Genomic DNA, 17,738 nt, shown 5'->3' with positions numbered 1-17,738 from the left:
TATGGGGAGATTATGGCTGATTGAAGGATTGCCAGGAAGCGGAAAGTCTACATTTGCCGAGAGGCTGCGAGATAAACGGAATGGCAAGTTCTATTCGGAAGTAGATGCGTCACACCCCGTGGATATGCATGATGTCTATTGGGTCGAGGACAAACCATCAACCGGTCGCATTCTCGATGAAATCGAAAAAGGGTGGCTCGTCCGTTATGATGGTGATGAAGAACGGATCGGAACAGACGTCTACGAGTTACCTTTCGCCCTTCACACACGAATCATGTGCGAACGCTGGCGGCGTTATGTTCAAAAGTTAGATAGGGAGGAAGAGGACGTCATCTTTGAATGTGCGTTGCTCCAAAATCCTTTCACCATTGGAATGGTTGCCCAAGATGTTCCGTTAGCGGACGTGGAAGCATACGTTCAAGAGGTCGCAGACATTCTGAAGCCGATTGATCCGATGGTCGTTTATTTGGCATTGGATGACGTTGCACGCATCTTTCCGATTGTATATGATGAACGACCGATGGGATGGCAAAGCGGTTTTGTCGAGTATTATACGAGCGGCACCTATGGTGTGAACCATGCGCATAAGGGTATGGCCGGAACGATTGAGATTTTAGTGGAACGCCAACGACGTGAGCTTGAACTGTTGAAACAATTACCTCTTCGCCACGCTCGGATTCAAAATGATAATCGGCATTCATTCGAAGAATTAACGAATTTATTAGAGGAGGAGTCGATTCGTACATGCAAACCTTAATCAAACATTCGGAACGTTTTTGGTATATGACACCCGTTGACCGTACCGATCGACCAATTCTCGGTGCCGTTATCGGCGATACGCATACGCTGCTCATCGATGCGGGCAATTCCGTTTCGCACGCCTCGTTGTTTTTAGAACAGCTAGAAAAACAAGGCCTACGTGCGCCGTCGATGGTCGCATTGACGCATTGGCATTGGGATCACATCTTCGGTTTACCTGCACTTGAAGGAATGGTCTCCATTGCGAGTGAAGCGACCAAACAGGGGATGGAAAAACTTGTCCCATATGCTTGGGATGATGTCTCTCTCGATGAGCGGGTGGCGGAAGGGATTGAAATCGCATTTTGCGCGGAAGCAATCCGTGAAGAATATGGAGACGCGCGCGATATCAAAATAGTATTACCTACGCTGACGTTTCAAGAATCGCTGACACTCGACCTCGGTGGCGTTCACGTCGTGTTACGACATGTCGGAGGAGACCACGCAAAAGATGCGGTTGTCCTTTACGTCGTAGAAGAACGGGTATTATTTTTAGGAGACGCGTTATACGCAGACATCTATTCTCCGACATGGCGAATGACTCCGGAAGAAACCCTGCGGTTGTTGAATGTATTGGAATCGTTTGATGCTAAACAGATTGTCTGGTCACACGGTGAGATGGTGAGTCGTGAATCCTTCGCAGAAGATTGCCTTGCATTAAGACGAATCGCCACCATTTCGAATAATTTCCCAGGAAATATTGATGAAATCACGCAGTCGTATGCTTCACTCGTCAATCGGGAGATCACCGAGGAAGAGAACGAGTTGATTACGTTTTTTGTGAACGGGACGGTGGGAAGATGACTTACACTATCACGCGGATTCACGAGGAAGACGAGACGTTCCAACAGTTTTTGACCACTCAATTACGTGAGTATAACAACGTTCGTTCGATTTACCATCGTGACATTCGCGAGGCGCACGTGCCGACCATTCAGTTGAAAGTGGAGCAAGAAGGACGGGTGATCGCCGGCTTATATGGGAGTGTGTATTGGGGATGGTTCGATTTGGATCGCCTTTGGGTCGATGCAGACTTTCATGGTCAGGGCATCGGTAGCCAATTGCTTGGAGAAGGGGAGGCGTTAGCGAAGTCGCTCGGTGCGACGCGTGTGAAATTGACGACGTTCTCGTTTCAAGCGAAACCGTTTTATGAGCGATTCAGTTACACGGTAATAGGTGTGCTACCGGACTATCCGCCGGGATCGGATTACTATATGATGATGAAGCAATTATAAAAGGCGACACGAGGTCGCCTTTTTAATACACTTTATCCCCATTGAAGATTGAATTTTTCACCATGACGTAGTCTACGGTGCGCAATGCCTCGAGACTGTCACCACCCGCGTAAGAAATCGCCGATTGGAGGTCTTGCTCCATCTCGGTCAATGTATCTTGTAGTGCCCCTTTGTGTTCGACAAACATCTTTTTCCCCTCGACGTTCTTTCGCTCACCCTTTTGGAACTCAGAAGCAGAACCGAAATACTCTTTCAATTGTTTCCCGTCTTGCTCGAACGTTTCCCCCGGTGATTCATCGTGTCCTGCGAACAATGAACCAATCATGACCATCGAAGCGCCGAAGCGAATCGATTTGGCGATGTCACCGTGAGTACGGATGCCCCCATCCGCGATAATCGGTTTCGTCGCTGCTTTGGCACACCAGCGAAGTGCAGCCAATTGCCAGCCCCCGGTACCAAAACCTGTTTTGATTTTCGTGATACACACTTTACCAGGACCGATTCCAACCTTCGTCGCATCCGCTCCGGCATGCTCTAATTCGCGAACGGCCTCTGGTGTCCCGACGTTCCCCGCGATGACGAATGATCCAGGAAGATGGTGTTTGATATGCTGAATCATTCGGATGACCGCATTCGAATGACCGTGAGCGATATCGATTGTAATAAATTCTGGCGTATGACCGGTCGATTTGAGCATTTCGATAAACCCATACTCTTCTTCCTTCACGCCGACACTGATGGATGCATACAAACCACGCTCATGCATGTCTTGGATAAACGCCAGGCGCGTCTCTGGATTGAAGCGATGCATGATGTAAAAATATCCGTTCTTGGCCAGCATCAATGCGACCTTTTCATCGATAATCGTCTGCATGTTAGCCGGAACGACCGGTAATCGGAACGTGAAGCCACCAAGCTCGACGGTCGGGTCACATTCCGAACGACTGTCGACAATACATTTTGCAGGAATTAATTGAATATCTTCGTAATCAAATACTTTATCCATATATCGCACCCCTATTCACGAACATTAACGTATTGAACAATAAAAAAACTTCGCCCATTCGGTAATATAACGTGAATAGAGTTTAAAGTCAAAGGATAACTCAATCAATTTATCTTAAAAATGAATAAAATTGAATGTATTGATGTTTAATGTTCGGATTTATGATTTATTTTCGATGTTTCACGTGAAAAAAGGACCACTTATTGGTGGTCCTTTGCGAGTGCATATTGATTTCGTCCACCTGCTTTGGCTTCATAGAGAGCGAGGTCGGCACGTTTTAGTAACTGTTTGGTCGACAACCCTTTTACAAATCGAGCACCCCCGACACTTGAAGTCGTAATGAACGTATGTTGATCGATTTCCCATGGGCGCTGTAGTGCTTGAATGATTTTCTCTGCAACCCGATGTAGGGCACAGGGATCGTTGAAGCGAATGAGAACGGCAAACTCATCACCGCCAAGTCTGGCAATCATATCTTGTTTGCGAAGCACGGATGTCAATCGACGAGCGAGTTGTCGCAAGAGCTCATCGCCCACATCATGACCGAACGTGTCGTTGATTTGTTTGAATCGGTCAACGTCAAGAGCGAGGACGGCCAATTCACCTTGCTCGAATTCGGTTCGATCGATCGCTTCCTCGAGGTAAGCGAGGAAGAAACGACGGTTCGGTAAATCGGTCAGCGTGTCGTGATACGCCAAATGCTTCAGTTGCTTCTCTAGTGCTTTTCGCTGCATGATTTCTCGGCTGACCGTCAAATAGTGTAGGAGAAGTCCGGATTCATCATAGATGGCCTGAATTTTCGTTTCGAGCCAAATCCAGCGCTGGTCAGCATGGAAATGACGAAACTCAAGGGTCAAGGAGATGTCTTCTTCCTTCATTTCTTTCAACTGCTCCCGGACGATCTGGATGTCGTCCGGATGGATATAGTCGAGCGTATTCTTCCCTTCGTAATATCCGGCCGCAAAACCGAGTACGGTACGGTGAGAAGGGGACGCATAACGAACAGTACCATCCCGTTCTAGTATGCAGACGAGATCACTCATGTTTTCTGTGATCAATCGATATTGTAACTCACTCTGTCTTAACGCTTGTTCCATTTCACGTTTCTCCGTGACATCACGCAAAATCGTTAAGACGGCCGTTTCGCCCTCATAATCGATGAGAAGGCTACTGATATCCATCTGGAGCTTGTCTCCACTCGGTGTCATGATGACCATTTCCGTGTCTTGGACGGGGCCTCCGAGTTCGAGAGAGGCAAGTCGTTGACGGGTGGACTGATGATACTCTTCTGCGATGAATGAAAAAATCGATTCACTCTCTAGATAGGTTTCTCCGATTGTGGCGAGTGCCATCGCGTTCGCATATATAATCTGTCCTTCCTGATGCACAATGATGCCTTCCGGAATGGTTTCAATCAACTGACGGTAACGACGTTCGCTTTCGACCGTGGCACGCTCGGCATTTTTCTCTGGCGTCAAATCGATGATGATCGCAAACAGGCCGGTAATGTTACCGCCGACCTCGATTGGAATGTTGAGGACGGTTAAGTCGAGTCGTTCCCCGGATTGATGTTCAGCATAAATGGAGTACTTGTGTGGAATCCCAGACAGCGTGAATTGTAACCCTTTCCTGACCCGAGACCGCTCACTCTCGGGAAGCCAGTGTAGGAACGGCTGGTGAAGCATATCCTGTTCCGTATGACCCGTGATGACCGTGACGGCCGGGTTGACGGATTTGATGTTCAAATGATGGTCGAGTACAAAGATGCCATGTGGAGAATACCGTCGTAGCGACTCGTGATGATCTTTTAAGATCGACAATTCGAGTTCGCGACGCTTCCGTTCCGTCACTTCACGAACGACGGAGACGATATGGGTACAGCGCCCCTCATCATTGAAAATCGGAGTCACTTCTGACTCGAAATAATGAAGGGGGAGCGTCAATACATCATCCGCCTCGACCGTATCCGTATAAAAGGAGTCAGCAAGACGGTAGTCTTCGTAGACGACACTCTTTTTTGTACGAATCGCTTCATCGTAATACTGCGTAATAAGTGTAGCGGTCTCGGTCGGGACCAACTCATCGATGGTCTTGCCGACATCCGCATCCGACCAATTGATGGCCCGTTTCCCAGGCTCATTTACGAAGACGTAGCGATATGCTGAACCATCGACTTCCATAAAGAACACATAGTCTGAAATTTTATCGAACGTCCGTAGTAAAATCGATGCGTTGGATTGAAGTGTTTGGTCAACTTTCATCTCGTCTCCCTCATTTCGTTCATTCTATTTTTTACACGTCATTTTTATCTTACCGCATCATTCGACCAAATGTGTGAACTTTCAAAAAAAGACGGGATGTACGTCCACCCCGTCAAGCAGCTTCGTTCAGTTGTTTTTGTTCGTTCCGTCCGTTCATGACGTAATACAAGAAAATGGTAAAGAGAACGACGCCTGAAAGACTCAAATAAAGTGTCGAGAAGCCCGTCAATGGAATCAACAACCCGATGAAATAGGGACCGAACCCTAGACCGGCATCAAGTGCGATGAAGAAGGTCGATGTCGCCATCCCCATTCGGTGGGGTGGAGAGGCCTTTACGGCGATTGCCTGGGTCCCGGATTGGATATTCCCGAAACCTAATCCGATTAACGCACCGGCAAGTAGAAGCATCCAACCGCTGTTCGCCTGGCTGAGCACGAGCAGTCCAATCGCGAAGATGGCGATTGCCGGATACATGACGACGTTTGCTCCACGCGCGTCCATCAACTTTCCTGTGATCGGTCGTGATAATAGGACTGCGACCGAATAGACGAGGAAGAAGATGCTCGCCGCCTCGATCAAGTCGAGTTCACTCGCGTAGAAGTTGATATAGGACAAGACACTCGAGTAGCTTAGTGCGGCCATCCCGATAATCAAGGCGATCGGTAGCGCTTTTGGTTCGACGAACGATTTTAAAGAGAATCCACGTACGACTTCAGGTGCGTTGACCTCAGGCACATTCACAAAGAACGTGCTCGCCAAACTGATGACCCCGATCACAAAGCAAAGAGCGAAGATGACGGTGAAGCTCGTGTGTTGGCTGAGAAGTAATCCGACGAAGGGCCCGATGGCTGTCGCCAGAGTAGAACTCATGCTGTAGTAACCGATCCCTTCACCTTTTCGAGTCGCGGGAATGACTTGCGCGACGATGGTTCCAGTTGCCGTACTCGATAATCCCATCCCGAGTCCGTGTACGAACCGTGTCAGTAATAAGAAACCGACACCCCAATGGACGAAGTACAATAAAATCGTGGCGGTGAAAAAGACGAGCCCGATATAAAGCGTCTTCTTCCGACCGATCGAATCAATCAGTCGACCGATGAACAAGCGCCCGGTCAGCGTCCCGATAATGAAGATGCCAGTGACGAGTCCTGCTTGACTCGTGGTCGCCCCGTACGACTCGACGGCATGCACCCCGATGGTGACCATCAATAAGAAAAAGATGAGCGTCAGGAAGAAGTTGATGAGCGAGATGATTAAAAAGTCTCTCGTCCAAAGTTTTTGAATAGGTTGTTGCATCATACGTGACGCCTCCTTTTCTTCAAATTCGAATAGTTAATAAACATAACTAAAAGAGTATACCAAATCAAATTAGGATTGTCCGAGATGATGCACTGCATGCAGTGAATGACAGACATGAAAAAACTCGACTCGGGAATCGAGTCGAGTCAAGTGACATCGTTAGGCACGGTCCCAGAATCGGGCAGTCGCAATCCCATCGATGAACGCATTGAATCCATCGAGGTTATGCTCGTCAAACGTGAAGACACCAGGCTGGTCTTGCTTCACGCGACATGTGGCGAGTGCCTCTTTATGGTGTACGTGTAGGGCGAGCGGCTTATAGTGCTTGTACGTGTTCTCGATAAATTCGAGCACATCATCCTCGACAGTCGTCGCGGCACTCACTAAGAAGGCGGCATCGAAAAGGCTCGAGTCGACCGTATCGTACGTCTCCTTCACCTTCAGGTCACCAAGCATATACGCCTTCTTGCCGACAAGGCTGTAGTTGACGTTGTGATCGGCGAGCGTCTGCACCCACTGTTTCACCTGATTCGCATCCACGTCACCGGCAAGGAGAAGGGCGACGCTCTTCGTATCGGGCTTTTTGATTGTGTTCGCCATCGAGAGAGCAGGGGACGTCTTATCTGACTGGACCTCATTATTCTCTTCGGGCACATGTACTCCTAAGTTGTCGGCGACGACTTCAGCGAGATGACGATCGATGCGGTTCAATAAATCGACGGCGTTCTCTTTCACCATGTCCGACTCACATTTTCCGAGCTCAAAACTGCAGGCATCTTGGATGTGTTGTTTTTCGACATCGGTCATGCTGTTATAGAAGAGCTTCGCCTGTGAATAGAAATCAAGGAAGCTGTCACTACGTCCCCGAATCTTATGACCATCGATTTTCTCTTGATAGTGCTCAAATCCACCTTGATCGGCTGGTACAGGTTCCGGCTGATTATTGTTGAGCGCATTTTTATGGTAGCTCGTCTGACCTTTGTGAACGGCCATTTGATGCATCCCGTCCCGCTGGTTGTTGTGGAACGGACAAACGGGCTTGTTGATTGGGATCTGGTGGAAGTTTGGTCCACCGAGACGCGACAGTTGGGTGTCCGTATACGAGAACAGACGACCTTGCAAGAGCGGATCGTTCGAGAAGTCGATTCCTGGGACGAGATGACCCGGGTGGAAGGCGACTTGTTCGGTTTCCGCGAAGAAGTTGTCGACGTTCCGGTTGAGTGTCATCTTTCCGACGAGTTTCACTGGAATCTCTTCTTCCGGCCACAGTTTGGTTGGGTCTAAGATGTCGAAGTCATAGTTGAACTCGTCTTCTTCCGGGATCAGCTGCAGGCCGAGCTCCCATTCAGGATAGTCGCCTTTATTGATTGCTTCATAAAGGTCGACACGGTGGAAGTCAGCATTTTTCCCGACTGCTTTTTGGGCTTCGTCCCATACTTGTGAATGAACCCCGAGCTTTGGTTTCCAATGAAACTTGACGAAATGAGCTTTTCCTTCCGCATTTACAAGACGGAATGTATGCACCCCGAACCCTTCCATCATGCGTAGACTACGTGGAATCCCCCGGTCACTCATCGCCCACATGACCATGTGAGCCGTTTCATGGTTTTGTCCGACAAAATCCCAGAACGTATCGTGCGCGCTTCCCCCTTGCGGCACTTCCGTATGTGGCTCAGGCTTCACAGCGTGGACGAGGTCCGGGAACTTGATGGCATCTTGGATAAAGAAGACTGGGATGTTGTTTCCGACTAAATCGTAGTTCCCTTCGTCTGTATAGAACTTCGTCGCAAAACCACGGACGTCACGGACCGTATCCGCGGACCCGCGTGAGCCTTGGACAGTCGAGAAACGGACGAATACGGGTGTCGTCTTCGAAGGGTCATTCAAAAAGTTCGCTTTTGTGAACTCGGCGAGCGGTTCATACACTTGGAACTCCCCGTGTGCCCCGACGCCGCGCGCATGGACGATCCGCTCCGGAATCCGCTCATGGTCGAAATGGGTCATCTTCTCGCGGAAATGGAAATCCTCGATCAATGTCGGACCACGACGTCCTGCTTTCAGCGAGAATTCGTCTTCCGCCATCTTCAGACCTTGATTTGTCGTCAAGCCAGCTTGTTGTTCGTTATCAATCGTATGTTGTTTTAACTGCTCTTCTTTCTTGTTCCCCATGTGATTGCCTCCCTTAAGTATGACTGACCGTCGTAAGTCACCATTTGACCTACTGTATCGGTGTTCCCTAACGCCAATAAAAAAATCCCTCTTTTTCAAAAAAGAGAGATTTCACACAAACATTTATAATGCGGCCCATACATGCTGTTTCAATACGATTTGTTGTACCACTTTAGGGTCGAGTTCGTATTCAGTGGCAATGATGCGCGTCACTTTCGCTTTCGCATCGGGGTCGTCAGGATTCTGCTTCGTATATTGATCTTGCCATGACCTCCAAATTTGAATCTCTGTATCGGTCAATTTGGTCGTCCATTCTTTTTCTCGAAGTTGCCAACCGAATATCATGTCGTCTGTTTGACCGGGTTCCACCCAGTCTGCGAGTCCATAGTCGCCTTCCGGAGCGAATACGGCTTCACCGAGTGGCGGTTCCGTCCCGATATAGGCAGCATCATCATAAAATCGTAACAAGGCGGCCTGGAACTGATCTGACTGTTTTACGTCATCGATGACGTCATGGCTGACGGATTGAAGCTCATCCGTACTCGGGTTCCCGTGTACGACGATGTCGTATTCATATCGAATGACACCGTCTTGTTCGATTGGTGTACGTTCTTCAATCGTATATATTTCCTCGGAAATGGATGCTTGTTCAGCCTTTAACTGCGTCGTGGGGACGGATTCCTGTGGCCAAAACCAGAAGGCGCAACCGAGAGGGACAAGGAATACGGCAAGACGACGTAGTCGGTACACCCTGTTTGATTTTCTTTTTTTCTTCAATCCAAAAACACTCCTTCAATTATGTAACAATCCCCAAAATGTCGGGGATTACGTTCGATCTAAACGAACGAGGTCCGCATCGGGATGCGACTGACCACGAACGAGAGCACTCAAAATACGAGAGCCAAGCATGCTATACACGGTCCCATTTCCCCCATATCCGAGCAAGTAAAACAAGTTCGGTCGATTCGGGTGCTCCCCGATGAACGGGAGTTGGTCCACCGACTCTCCAAACAAGGCGACCCAAGCATAGTCGACTTCTAGGTCATACATCGGGAAGAGCTCGGCGATTTTTTCTTTCACTCGTTCCGCCCGATCGTTCATGAGCGCCTCATCGTGCGGCGTTTCGGCCTGGTCTTCGTCAAGTCCGCCAGCGATAATCCGCCCGTCCGGAGTCGTGCGCAAATAGAGATATGGTCGTTTCGTCTCCCAAATGAGCGCGCGTCCTTCCCATTCGCTGAATTCGGCGATTGGATTCGTTGCGATGGCGTATGACCGATTCAAATCGATCCGATGGGAGTCGAGTAGGGGAGCTGGCCCATAACCTGTCGCAAAGATGACTTTATTCGCTTTAAATGTCCCGTTCGAGGTGAACACAATCCATCCATCACCATCAGACACGACCTCATCCACCGACGTCTCTTCAAAAATCGGGACGTGTTGTTTCGATAAATGGCGAATGATTTGACGACTGAGCGTGAGCGGATTGACCTCGGCATCGCCTTTTGTGATGAGGGCCGCCGGTTTTTCAAATGGGAAGCGTTCACGTAATGCTTCACGATCCAACCACTCCACATCAAAACCGTGTTTGGCTAGCATCTCATACTCACGTTGCAATTTGGCAACATCGTCCTCTTCACTCGCAAAACAAAGGCTGTCCCGTCGAATATATATATCGGATGCATCGACATCTTTCGCCACCTGGTCGAGCGATTCGACCGCGTCGAGACATAATTGATAGAAGCGTACCGCTGCCGCTTCTCCAATTTTTTCTGCGAGTTCATGTAACATGATGTCATTTGAATATTGAATTAAACCGGTATTTGCTGATGTGCTTCCGGTACCGACTTTTCGCCCATCGAGCACCGCAAAATCGACGCCATCTCGTTGTAACGTATAAGCCGTCAACGTTCCGGACATACCGGCTCCGATGACGAGTACGTCGTAATGCTCTTTTTTGTCAGGTCTTTCTAACACGACGTCCTCTGATTCGGTCGTTGGCCAATATAAATCTCCGTTATACAATTCCATCGGTCTCATCCTCCATGATATTCAGTATCTTCCTCTTTATCCCCGCTTCAAGAGAGGTGAAACCAAAAAACCGCAGACGATGTGTCTGCGGTTCAACATGTTATTTCTTGATGATGATGGATGAAGGAGAAGCGCCTTTCGTATATGTGATGCGTTGGACGTTTTTTGCCCCGCGAATCTCAGCAAGATTTTTCCCGTCAACGATTACTTCTTTTACCGTCGCGCCTTTGAAGTCGATGATGGCACCGGCTTCTTTCGGTTTCACTTGAACGACGACATTTTTCAACGGTTCTCCTGTCAATTCCGTGTATACGCCACGAACGAAGATACCGTTTTTAAAGTTCGTGCCTTTTCCGATTGTCACGCCGATGTAATCCTCTTGAAGGACGAGGCGAGCAGCTTTATGGTTTTCTACAGTGTAACGCGTCAATTCCACTTCTGGTTCCGGTGTGAAGTCGATTTGTGCAAGTACTGGATCATGGTCACTCGCACGCCCTGACATCTCAGTGAAGTCCGAGTTGACGTGAATCATGTCAATTTTCGTAGAAGCGGCCAAGCGGTTCGAGACGAGGATATGATCGAGTACTTGTGAGTTCCCTTGATACACATACGAGTAGCGGTCGACAGCAGGAACTTTCTCGACCATGTTCGTCATCAAGTCACCTTTAAAGATTTGGAGCGCATCCGAGAATTCGAAATCGTTGAAGTCACCAAGTGCTACAACATTCGCTTCTGGATTCTTCGTCTTCACGTCTGCGACGAAGTTGTGGACGACTTGTGCGATTTTCTTACGTTGCACTTCACTTCCGAGTACGACCGGTTGTTGTGACCCGAAGAAGCCGGTGTCACCACCTTTTGAGTTCCAGTGGTTCGCGATCACGATGACGTTCTCGCCTTGGAAGTCGAATTGAGCAGCTAACGGTTTACGTGAACGATCGAACGCTTCGTTCGTCGGATCGATACGTCCCGGATTGTGCGTCAATTTCCCGTCAGCATATCCGACGGCCGTCGTCGCGTCACCGGCAGGCATTCCCTCCGTCAATGACACGCGCTCAGGATCGTACAAGAAGCCGACACGGATGTTGGCATCCGGTGCACCACCGTCTTGGTTGTTCTCTGGGTCGATGTTGACGTATTTATATGTCTTCCCACCGACAGCGACAATGTTATCGATTAAGCGCTGATAGCTCTGGTCAGCGGCAGAACCTGCCCCTTTATCCTGTCCATCGTTGTCCTGTACTTCCGTCACACCGATGATGTCAGGGCTGTTCAATTCGTTGACGAACGCTTTCGCCAGTTTGAGTGCCTTTTCATCTGATGTTTCTTTGATGTTGTTCGAGAAGTTCTCTAAGTTATACGATGCAATTGTTAATTGATCTTCTTCTGCCTCGATGAATGTCTTCTCACGCTGCGCATCTCCTTTGACGAATGAAGCTTTCATGTCTTCAAGTGAGGCTTGAATCTTATAGTTACCGAATGAATAGCCGACGACACCGACGATCGGTCCGTTGAAACGGTCGCCCGTCGCGACATCGAAGTCACGAGCTTCTGCATTTGGTTCGAGACGGAACTGAATGCGTTCTGGGTTCGCGTCGTTCTTTTTCAATAAGACACCGCCATTATATGTCTCTGTTGGCGTATCTTCGAGAACTGTGACTAAGTCACCATATTCTTGTGGTCCAACCGATTTCAAGTTGTTCGTTTGAACGCGCATCCCTTCAAGGCTCTCCCAGAAGTCGATGGCATCCTTCTCCGGGTTGAAGACGGCGAGGTTATCGCTGTCGATAAACTCAGTCGGAAGGTTTGAGGCATCAATCGTAATTGGAGTCGGAAGTGTCACGCCGCTCGCGACGACTTCAACTTTTCCGTTACGCGTATCGATTTGTGTCATCTTCATATCCGTCTGTTGGCGATCACTATATCCTTCGATTGCGTACTCGCTCACTTTTCCGTTCACTTTTACGAGGTCCCCGACTTGAATGCCAGCAATCGAACGTCCGCCGTAAAGGACAATCCCTTCAGATGTCCGTGCATCGTCATCGGCTTCCGAATCAGGCGTTTGGATGAAGTAATAGGTCGTTCCACTTGAGACGAACGTAGACGTGACGATTCCTTCGACACCTTCAACCGTCTGTCCGTTCATCGGAGTCGTATGGTTCGCACCTTGGATGTCGTGAATGCGAATCTTGTCTGTGATCTTATAAGAGAATGTTGAGACGGCGCTGAACGAGTCGCCTGTTTTCACGACCGTTTTCAACGTCGTCGAGTTTTCAATGCGGATTGGGTTTTCGTAACGAAGCCCATTCTCTTTTGGATCAGAGCCGTCGAGTGTATAGAAAATCTCTGCGTCTGCTGTCGTTGTCGAGAGCGTCACGTCTTGTGGACCAACGAATGTACCGGCACCTGGTTTCGCGACAGCCGGCCGAAGAACGGACGTATCGATAACCGTGTCCGCCGGGTCACGAGGGATGATTTGGTACGTATCGTCAAACTGTTGAACGATTCCTGTGATCGATGAATAGTTCACATCCGTCTGTAAATCAAGGATGCCTCGCTCGTCGCGAACGACGAACTCCTTCGTTCCGTCCGTCGCCGTCAAGTTCTGACCGCTACCTGTGAGTGTGACATTTTTGACGGTAACGAGTTCGGATTCGACGTCCTCGTTGATTTGTTCCCCTGTCAAGACTTGGGCAGTAGGAAGTGTTGCTGCTTGTTTTGAAACAACGACAGCGCTGTTCAATTGAAGAAGCTCACGGTACGAACCGACGACCCCTGTGACAACGACCTCGTCCCCGACGTTGACGGCAAGAGACGTCGGGCGGATAGACAGACCACCTGTCGCGTCTTGGATCGAGATGGTGTTCGCTAATTTAGCCGTGACGATTCCTTTTACGGTGACCGTTTCATTTTCTGCCTTTGTTCGTGCATCAGCAATTGAAATCGGTGTGATCGGTGCAGGAGGTTCTGTTGTATCGCCATCTCCGTATTCAACGCCTTGGAACGTATGTAACCCGAGATTGTCGAACGTGTCTTGTGGTGTCGATGACCATTCGACAGCCGGGTCGAAGGCATCACTGCCATCACTGTCTCCCTTTGTGACCGTGTCTTTACGAATGAGCGATTGGTCAGCAGTCGCAACGGTCGTTCCCCATTTTGTTCCTGGGTCGAAGCCGAGTTGACCGAAGACATCAAGAACCGTGTCTCCTTTTTTCAAGACGATCGTGTCATCCCCGTTGAAGTTCGTCACGGCGCTCGTCGTATCCGATTTTGCTTTCAAAGTGTCCGACGCACTGCCGTTCACAATGACATATGTCGCTCCTGGTGCGAGGGTGCCCGTCAAATTCAATGTATTTCCGGCAGTCGTACCTCCGTTTGAATACAGTTCAATTTTGTAAGCGGAAAGGTCGATTGTCGCGTTCGTTCCATTGAATAACTCGATTGCTTTATTGTTGCTCGATCCTTCTACGTACTCGGAAATGAAGAGATCTGATGCGTTCAACGTCTCGGCGTTTACGTTTGCCGCAATCGGCGTCATACTGCTGACGATGAGTCCTGCTGATAAGGCGAGGCCAGTGACTGCCTTAAATGATTGTGTTGGTTTCCCCATGTGTAAGTCTCCCTTAGATGTAATGGTCTAATCCGATTTCCCCAACTTGCGTCGTTATAAATAAGTGAATTTATATCCTCCTTTTTCAAAAAAACGACATGATAGCGCTTACATTACTTTTCTTGTGACGAATCCCTTGAAAAATTATTCGTGTATTGTCAAAAATAACACGTTCATTTCCCAAGTTTTTTTACTACATGTTAAACATAACCAAGCAGACGTCAGAACTCAATCCACTAAACACGAAGTTATGATTACATTTTGATTACAAGATAAATGTAATCGGAAGAACTTGACGAGTAGCTTAAGAACTTTTACACTCTTCTAATACGAATTAATTGTATCGGTTAAGTTGGAATTAAAGGAGGCACTAATGAAAGCAGTCAATTACCCAGTCATTCCTGGAGCAGGCGCATTTTATTATGAAGGAAACGAGATCGGTATTTTGCTTTGTCACGGCTTTAACGGGACACCTCAAAGTGTACAGGACGTCGGAATTGAGTTGATGAAGCAAGGGTTCACGGTCTATGCCCCGCGCTTGAAAGGGCATGGGACACATCCAGAAGACTTTCGATGTTCGACGCATCGATGTTGGTATAAAAGTGTGACGAAAGGAATCGAGCGGTTGCGCGAGTCGTGTCAGACGGTCATCGTCGTCGGTCAGTCAATGGGCGGAACGTTGGCACTCAAGGCTGCCCTTGAAGGGAAGGCGGATGCGATTGTGACAATCAATGCCGCGTTATCGGTACCAGGATATGCGTGTCATGCGTCGGATACCGAGTGTCGATTTATCGACGAAGATGCGCCCGACATCTTGGCAAAAGACGTATATGAGATTGTCTATGACCGTGTGCCTACAAGAGCGATTCGTGAATTGCTTTCGCTGATTGACGAGGTGCGACCGCACGTCGGAGCAGTTGATGTGCCGGCGTATGTCATCCATTCTGCTGTCGACAACGTGGTGCCGCCTTCCGACTCCATCTGGTTGTTTGAGCAGTTACAAGGAACAAAAGAATACGCGGTGCTACCAAACTCGTATCACGTCGCGACGATGGACCATGATTGGAAGCATTTGTCGAAGCTGATCACGACCTTCTGTGAACAGGTTGGGGCGCGCCATCAAAATGCAGTGTAAAAACTGCATTTTTTTGTGGGCTGATTCTTTGCAAACGCTTGCACTAGTGCTATGGTAGATGTGAATCATACCTTATTGTAGGAGGCACGGTGCCGTATGGAGACGTTGTTCAGCCAAACGAAACAAACAGAAATCAGTCGTGTATGGTGGAAAGAGGCCATCGCCTATCAAATTTATCCAAGAAGTTTCAACGATTCAAACGGGGATGGAATCGGTGATCTTCGCGGAATCATTGAAAAGCTCGATTACTTAGAAGACCTTGGAATTGATGTCATTTGGATTTGTCCGATGTACAAATCGCCAAATGATGATAACGGATATGATATCAGTGACTATCAAGACATTATGGACGAGTTTGGGACGATGGAGGATTTTGATGCCTTGCTAGAGGCGGTGCATGCACGAGGGATGAAACTGTTGCTCGACCTCGTTGTCAACCATACGTCGGACGAACATCCATGGTTCCTTGAATCGAAGAGCTCGAAAGACAATCCGAAACGGGATTGGTACATTTGGCGAGATGGGAAAGATGGGATGCCACCGAGTAACTGGGCGAGTATCTTTGGCGGGTCCGCTTGGGAATATGATGAACCGACCGATCAATATTACTTGCACGTATTCTCGAAGAAACAACCCGATTTGAACTGGGAGAATCGTGAAGTTCGGACGGCTGTCTATGACATGATCAACTGGTGGCTCGATAAAGGAGTCGACGGATTCCGTGTCGATGCGATCAGTCATATTAAAAAGATGCCGACGGAGACGATGTTACCTTCTCCGGACGGGAAGTCGATCGTTACGGCGTTTTCGATGTACTCGAATATCGATGGAATCCATGAATATCTACAAGAGATGAAGCGAGAAACGTTCTCCAAATACGACATTATGACCGTTGGGGAGACGAACGGAATCGAGCCGGAAGAAGCCGACCAATGGATGGGACCTGAGAATGGTGCGATGAATATGGCCTTTCACTTTGATCATGTCGATATCATGCGACGGTCACGTCTTGCCCCGCTCGATGTCGTCGAGCTGAAACGAATCTTCGATAAATGGCAACAAGGATTACGCGAAACCGGGTGGAACGCGTTATACATTGAAAATCATGACATGGTGCGAGCGGTCTCGCTCGTCGGGGATGAGCATCATTATTGGCGTGAAAGTGCCACGGCGCTTGGGATGATGTACTTCTTCATGCACGGGACACCATTCATTTATCAAGGACAAGAAATCGGGATGAAGAATGTGCCGCTCCCATCCATTCATGACTATGATGATGTCGCGACGAAAAACGAGTACTTCGAACGGATCGCGAACGGGATGAGTGAAATCGACTCGATGCAACAAGTATGGGGCACATCTCGTGATAACGTCCGGACACCAATCCAGTGGGATGCCTCACCTTATGCTGGTTTCTCGACGACGACCCCGTGGATGCCGATTCACGAAGAGTATGAGACGCTCAACGTCGAGGCACAGCGAAACGACCAGCATTCGATCCTGTCGTTCTATAAGGAGATGATCCGTCTTCGTCGAGTTGAGGAGACGTTTACGTATGGTCGTTATCGTGACGTCTTGCCTGAACATAAGCAAGCCTTCGTCTATGAGCGTACGTTTGAGAACAACCGCTTCTTCGTGGTCGTCAACTTGACCGCCAATCCGGCAGAAGTGACCGTTCCGGAAATTGCAGGCGCCACGCTTGTCATGACGAATGAGATTGACCCCGAGACGATTGATACGGAAACGTTTATGCTTCGACCATTCGCAGCACGGTTATATCGTTTATGATAGAAAGGTACCTTCCTAGGAGGGTACCTCTTTTGAATGAAGGGTGGGACGAGGATGCATACGATTGAATTTTCTAATGACAACGAGGTCGTACGCATGGTCATTGGTGGTGCCGATCGCGAACGGTTGGAATTGATGATTGATGAGCGACGCGTTACGATTTACGTGAAAGCGTATCTCGATTTTGGAGAGGCGTTCGCTAAGGCGTTTCATTCGTTGAAAGGGACGGCCGCACTCCGTGATGTGGAAGGACAGTATGTCATGGATGTGATCTTTTCGTATCGAGGGGTCAGCGTTCGATTGCATGATCCGTTTCCTGAGAAGACGCTTCAGACCGATCAAAGTTACATGACAGAAACGATGCGACAAATTGGCATCTGGAATAGGCTGTGACAAATGAGGGAAAAGAGC

At 48.7% G+C, this 17,738-nt stretch carries 13 protein-coding genes; 6 read left to right on the top strand and 7 right to left on the bottom strand.

From position 1 onward, the window contains the following. Position 1: 1 nt before the first annotated feature. The 3 genes from ACFO4U_RS11975 to ACFO4U_RS11965 are packed head-to-tail and all read left to right on the top strand — an operon-like array spanning position 2 to position 2,033. On the top strand, positions 2–757 hold the full coding sequence (locus ACFO4U_RS11975) for a P-loop NTPase family protein (RefSeq protein WP_074035148.1): 756 nt from the start codon (positions 2–4) through the stop codon (positions 755–757). Further along, positions 745–1,602, top strand: coding sequence for an MBL fold metallo-hydrolase (locus tag ACFO4U_RS11970; protein WP_215244222.1), 858 nt, complete (start codon positions 745–747; stop codon positions 1,600–1,602). The genes ACFO4U_RS11975 and ACFO4U_RS11970 overlap by 13 nt, the downstream gene beginning before the upstream one ends. Continuing rightward, positions 1,599–2,033, top strand: a complete 435-nt coding sequence (locus tag ACFO4U_RS11965; RefSeq protein ID WP_215244223.1) for a GNAT family N-acetyltransferase — start codon at positions 1,599–1,601, stop codon at positions 2,031–2,033. The genes ACFO4U_RS11970 and ACFO4U_RS11965 overlap by 4 nt, the downstream gene beginning before the upstream one ends. 22 nt (positions 2,034–2,055) lie before the next feature. Here ACFO4U_RS11965 and guaC read toward each other — a convergent pair whose 3' ends face one another. From guaC to ACFO4U_RS11930, 7 genes are all read right to left on the bottom strand, one after another. Further along, positions 2,056–3,039, bottom strand: a complete 984-nt coding sequence (gene guaC, locus ACFO4U_RS11960) for a GMP reductase (RefSeq protein ID WP_031424215.1) — start codon at positions 3,037–3,039, stop codon at positions 2,056–2,058. Positions 3,040–3,239: 200 nt separating this feature from the next. Continuing rightward, a complete protein-coding gene (locus ACFO4U_RS11955; protein ID WP_215244224.1) occupies positions 3,240–5,300 on the bottom strand; it encodes a PAS domain S-box protein in 2,061 nt (686 codons plus the stop codon). Between the two features lie 112 nt (positions 5,301–5,412). Next, the gene (locus ACFO4U_RS11950) at positions 5,413–6,597 is read right to left on the bottom strand and encodes an MFS transporter (RefSeq protein ID WP_215244308.1); all 1,185 of its coding nucleotides are present in this window, start codon (positions 6,595–6,597) and stop codon (positions 5,413–5,415) included. A gap of 162 nt (positions 6,598–6,759) precedes the next feature. Then, positions 6,760–8,769: a catalase gene (locus ACFO4U_RS11945; protein WP_078146023.1), complete on the bottom strand. Its 2,010-nt coding sequence runs from the start codon at positions 8,767–8,769 to the stop codon at positions 6,760–6,762. Between the two features lie 123 nt (positions 8,770–8,892). Beyond that, positions 8,893–9,546, bottom strand: a complete 654-nt coding sequence (locus tag ACFO4U_RS11940) for a hypothetical protein (RefSeq protein ID WP_215244225.1) — start codon at positions 9,544–9,546, stop codon at positions 8,893–8,895. A 48-nt stretch (positions 9,547–9,594) separates the two neighbouring features. After that, positions 9,595–10,797, bottom strand: coding sequence for an NAD(P)/FAD-dependent oxidoreductase (locus tag ACFO4U_RS11935; protein WP_078146025.1), 1,203 nt, complete (start codon positions 10,795–10,797; stop codon positions 9,595–9,597). Between the two features lie 100 nt (positions 10,798–10,897). Further along, positions 10,898–14,404, bottom strand: coding sequence for a lamin tail domain-containing protein (locus tag ACFO4U_RS11930; RefSeq protein ID WP_215244226.1), 3,507 nt, complete (start codon positions 14,402–14,404; stop codon positions 10,898–10,900). Between the two features lie 373 nt (positions 14,405–14,777). Here ACFO4U_RS11930 and ACFO4U_RS11925 point away from each other — a divergent pair, with 373 nt between their 5' ends. The 3 genes from ACFO4U_RS11925 to ACFO4U_RS11915 all read left to right on the top strand — a co-directional run bounded on the left by ACFO4U_RS11925 (position 14,778) and on the right by ACFO4U_RS11915 (position 17,720). Then, positions 14,778–15,539: an alpha/beta hydrolase gene (locus ACFO4U_RS11925; RefSeq protein WP_078146027.1), complete on the top strand. Its 762-nt coding sequence runs from the start codon at positions 14,778–14,780 to the stop codon at positions 15,537–15,539. Between the two features lie 132 nt (positions 15,540–15,671). Next, the gene (locus ACFO4U_RS11920; RefSeq protein WP_215244309.1) at positions 15,672–17,327 is read left to right on the top strand and encodes a glycoside hydrolase family 13 protein; all 1,656 of its coding nucleotides are present in this window, start codon (positions 15,672–15,674) and stop codon (positions 17,325–17,327) included. A 54-nt stretch (positions 17,328–17,381) separates the two neighbouring features. Further along, the gene (locus ACFO4U_RS11915) at positions 17,382–17,720 is read left to right on the top strand and encodes a hypothetical protein (RefSeq protein ID WP_214691373.1); all 339 of its coding nucleotides are present in this window, start codon (positions 17,382–17,384) and stop codon (positions 17,718–17,720) included. Positions 17,721–17,738 lie beyond the last annotated feature (18 nt).

Origin of the sequence: Exiguobacterium profundum, from assembly GCF_042652865.1 — a bacterium.
GTDB lineage: Bacteria > Bacillota > Bacilli > Exiguobacteriales > Exiguobacteriaceae > Exiguobacterium > Exiguobacterium profundum.
This window is presented reverse-complemented; position numbering and strand designations above follow the sequence as displayed.

What these genes read in the sequence shown, in the direction of transcription:
- ACFO4U_RS11975 (WP_074035148.1), top strand. Translation starts at nt 2, where the DNA reads ATGGGGAGATTATGGCTGATTGAAGGATTGCCAGGAAGCGGAAAGTCT.
- ACFO4U_RS11930 (WP_215244226.1), bottom strand. Translation starts at nt 14,404, where the DNA reads ATGGGGAAACCAACACAATCATTTAAGGCAGTCACTGGCCTCGCCTTA.
- ACFO4U_RS11925 (WP_078146027.1), top strand. Translation starts at nt 14,778, where the DNA reads ATGAAAGCAGTCAATTACCCAGTCATTCCTGGAGCAGGCGCATTTTAT.
- guaC (WP_031424215.1), bottom strand. Translation starts at nt 3,039, where the DNA reads ATGGATAAAGTATTTGATTACGAAGATATTCAATTAATTCCTGCAAAA.
- ACFO4U_RS11915 (WP_214691373.1), top strand. Translation starts at nt 17,382, where the DNA reads ATGCATACGATTGAATTTTCTAATGACAACGAGGTCGTACGCATGGTC.
- ACFO4U_RS11950 (WP_215244308.1), bottom strand. Translation starts at nt 6,597, where the DNA reads ATGCAACAACCTATTCAAAAACTTTGGACGAGAGACTTTTTAATCATC.
- ACFO4U_RS11955 (WP_215244224.1), bottom strand. Translation starts at nt 5,300, where the DNA reads ATGAAAGTTGACCAAACACTTCAATCCAACGCATCGATTTTACTACGG.
- ACFO4U_RS11965 (WP_215244223.1), top strand. Translation starts at nt 1,599, where the DNA reads ATGACTTACACTATCACGCGGATTCACGAGGAAGACGAGACGTTCCAA.
- ACFO4U_RS11970 (WP_215244222.1), top strand. Translation starts at nt 745, where the DNA reads ATGCAAACCTTAATCAAACATTCGGAACGTTTTTGGTATATGACACCC.
- ACFO4U_RS11935 (WP_078146025.1), bottom strand. Translation starts at nt 10,797, where the DNA reads ATGGAATTGTATAACGGAGATTTATATTGGCCAACGACCGAATCAGAG.
- ACFO4U_RS11945 (WP_078146023.1), bottom strand. Translation starts at nt 8,769, where the DNA reads ATGGGGAACAAGAAAGAAGAGCAGTTAAAACAACATACGATTGATAAC.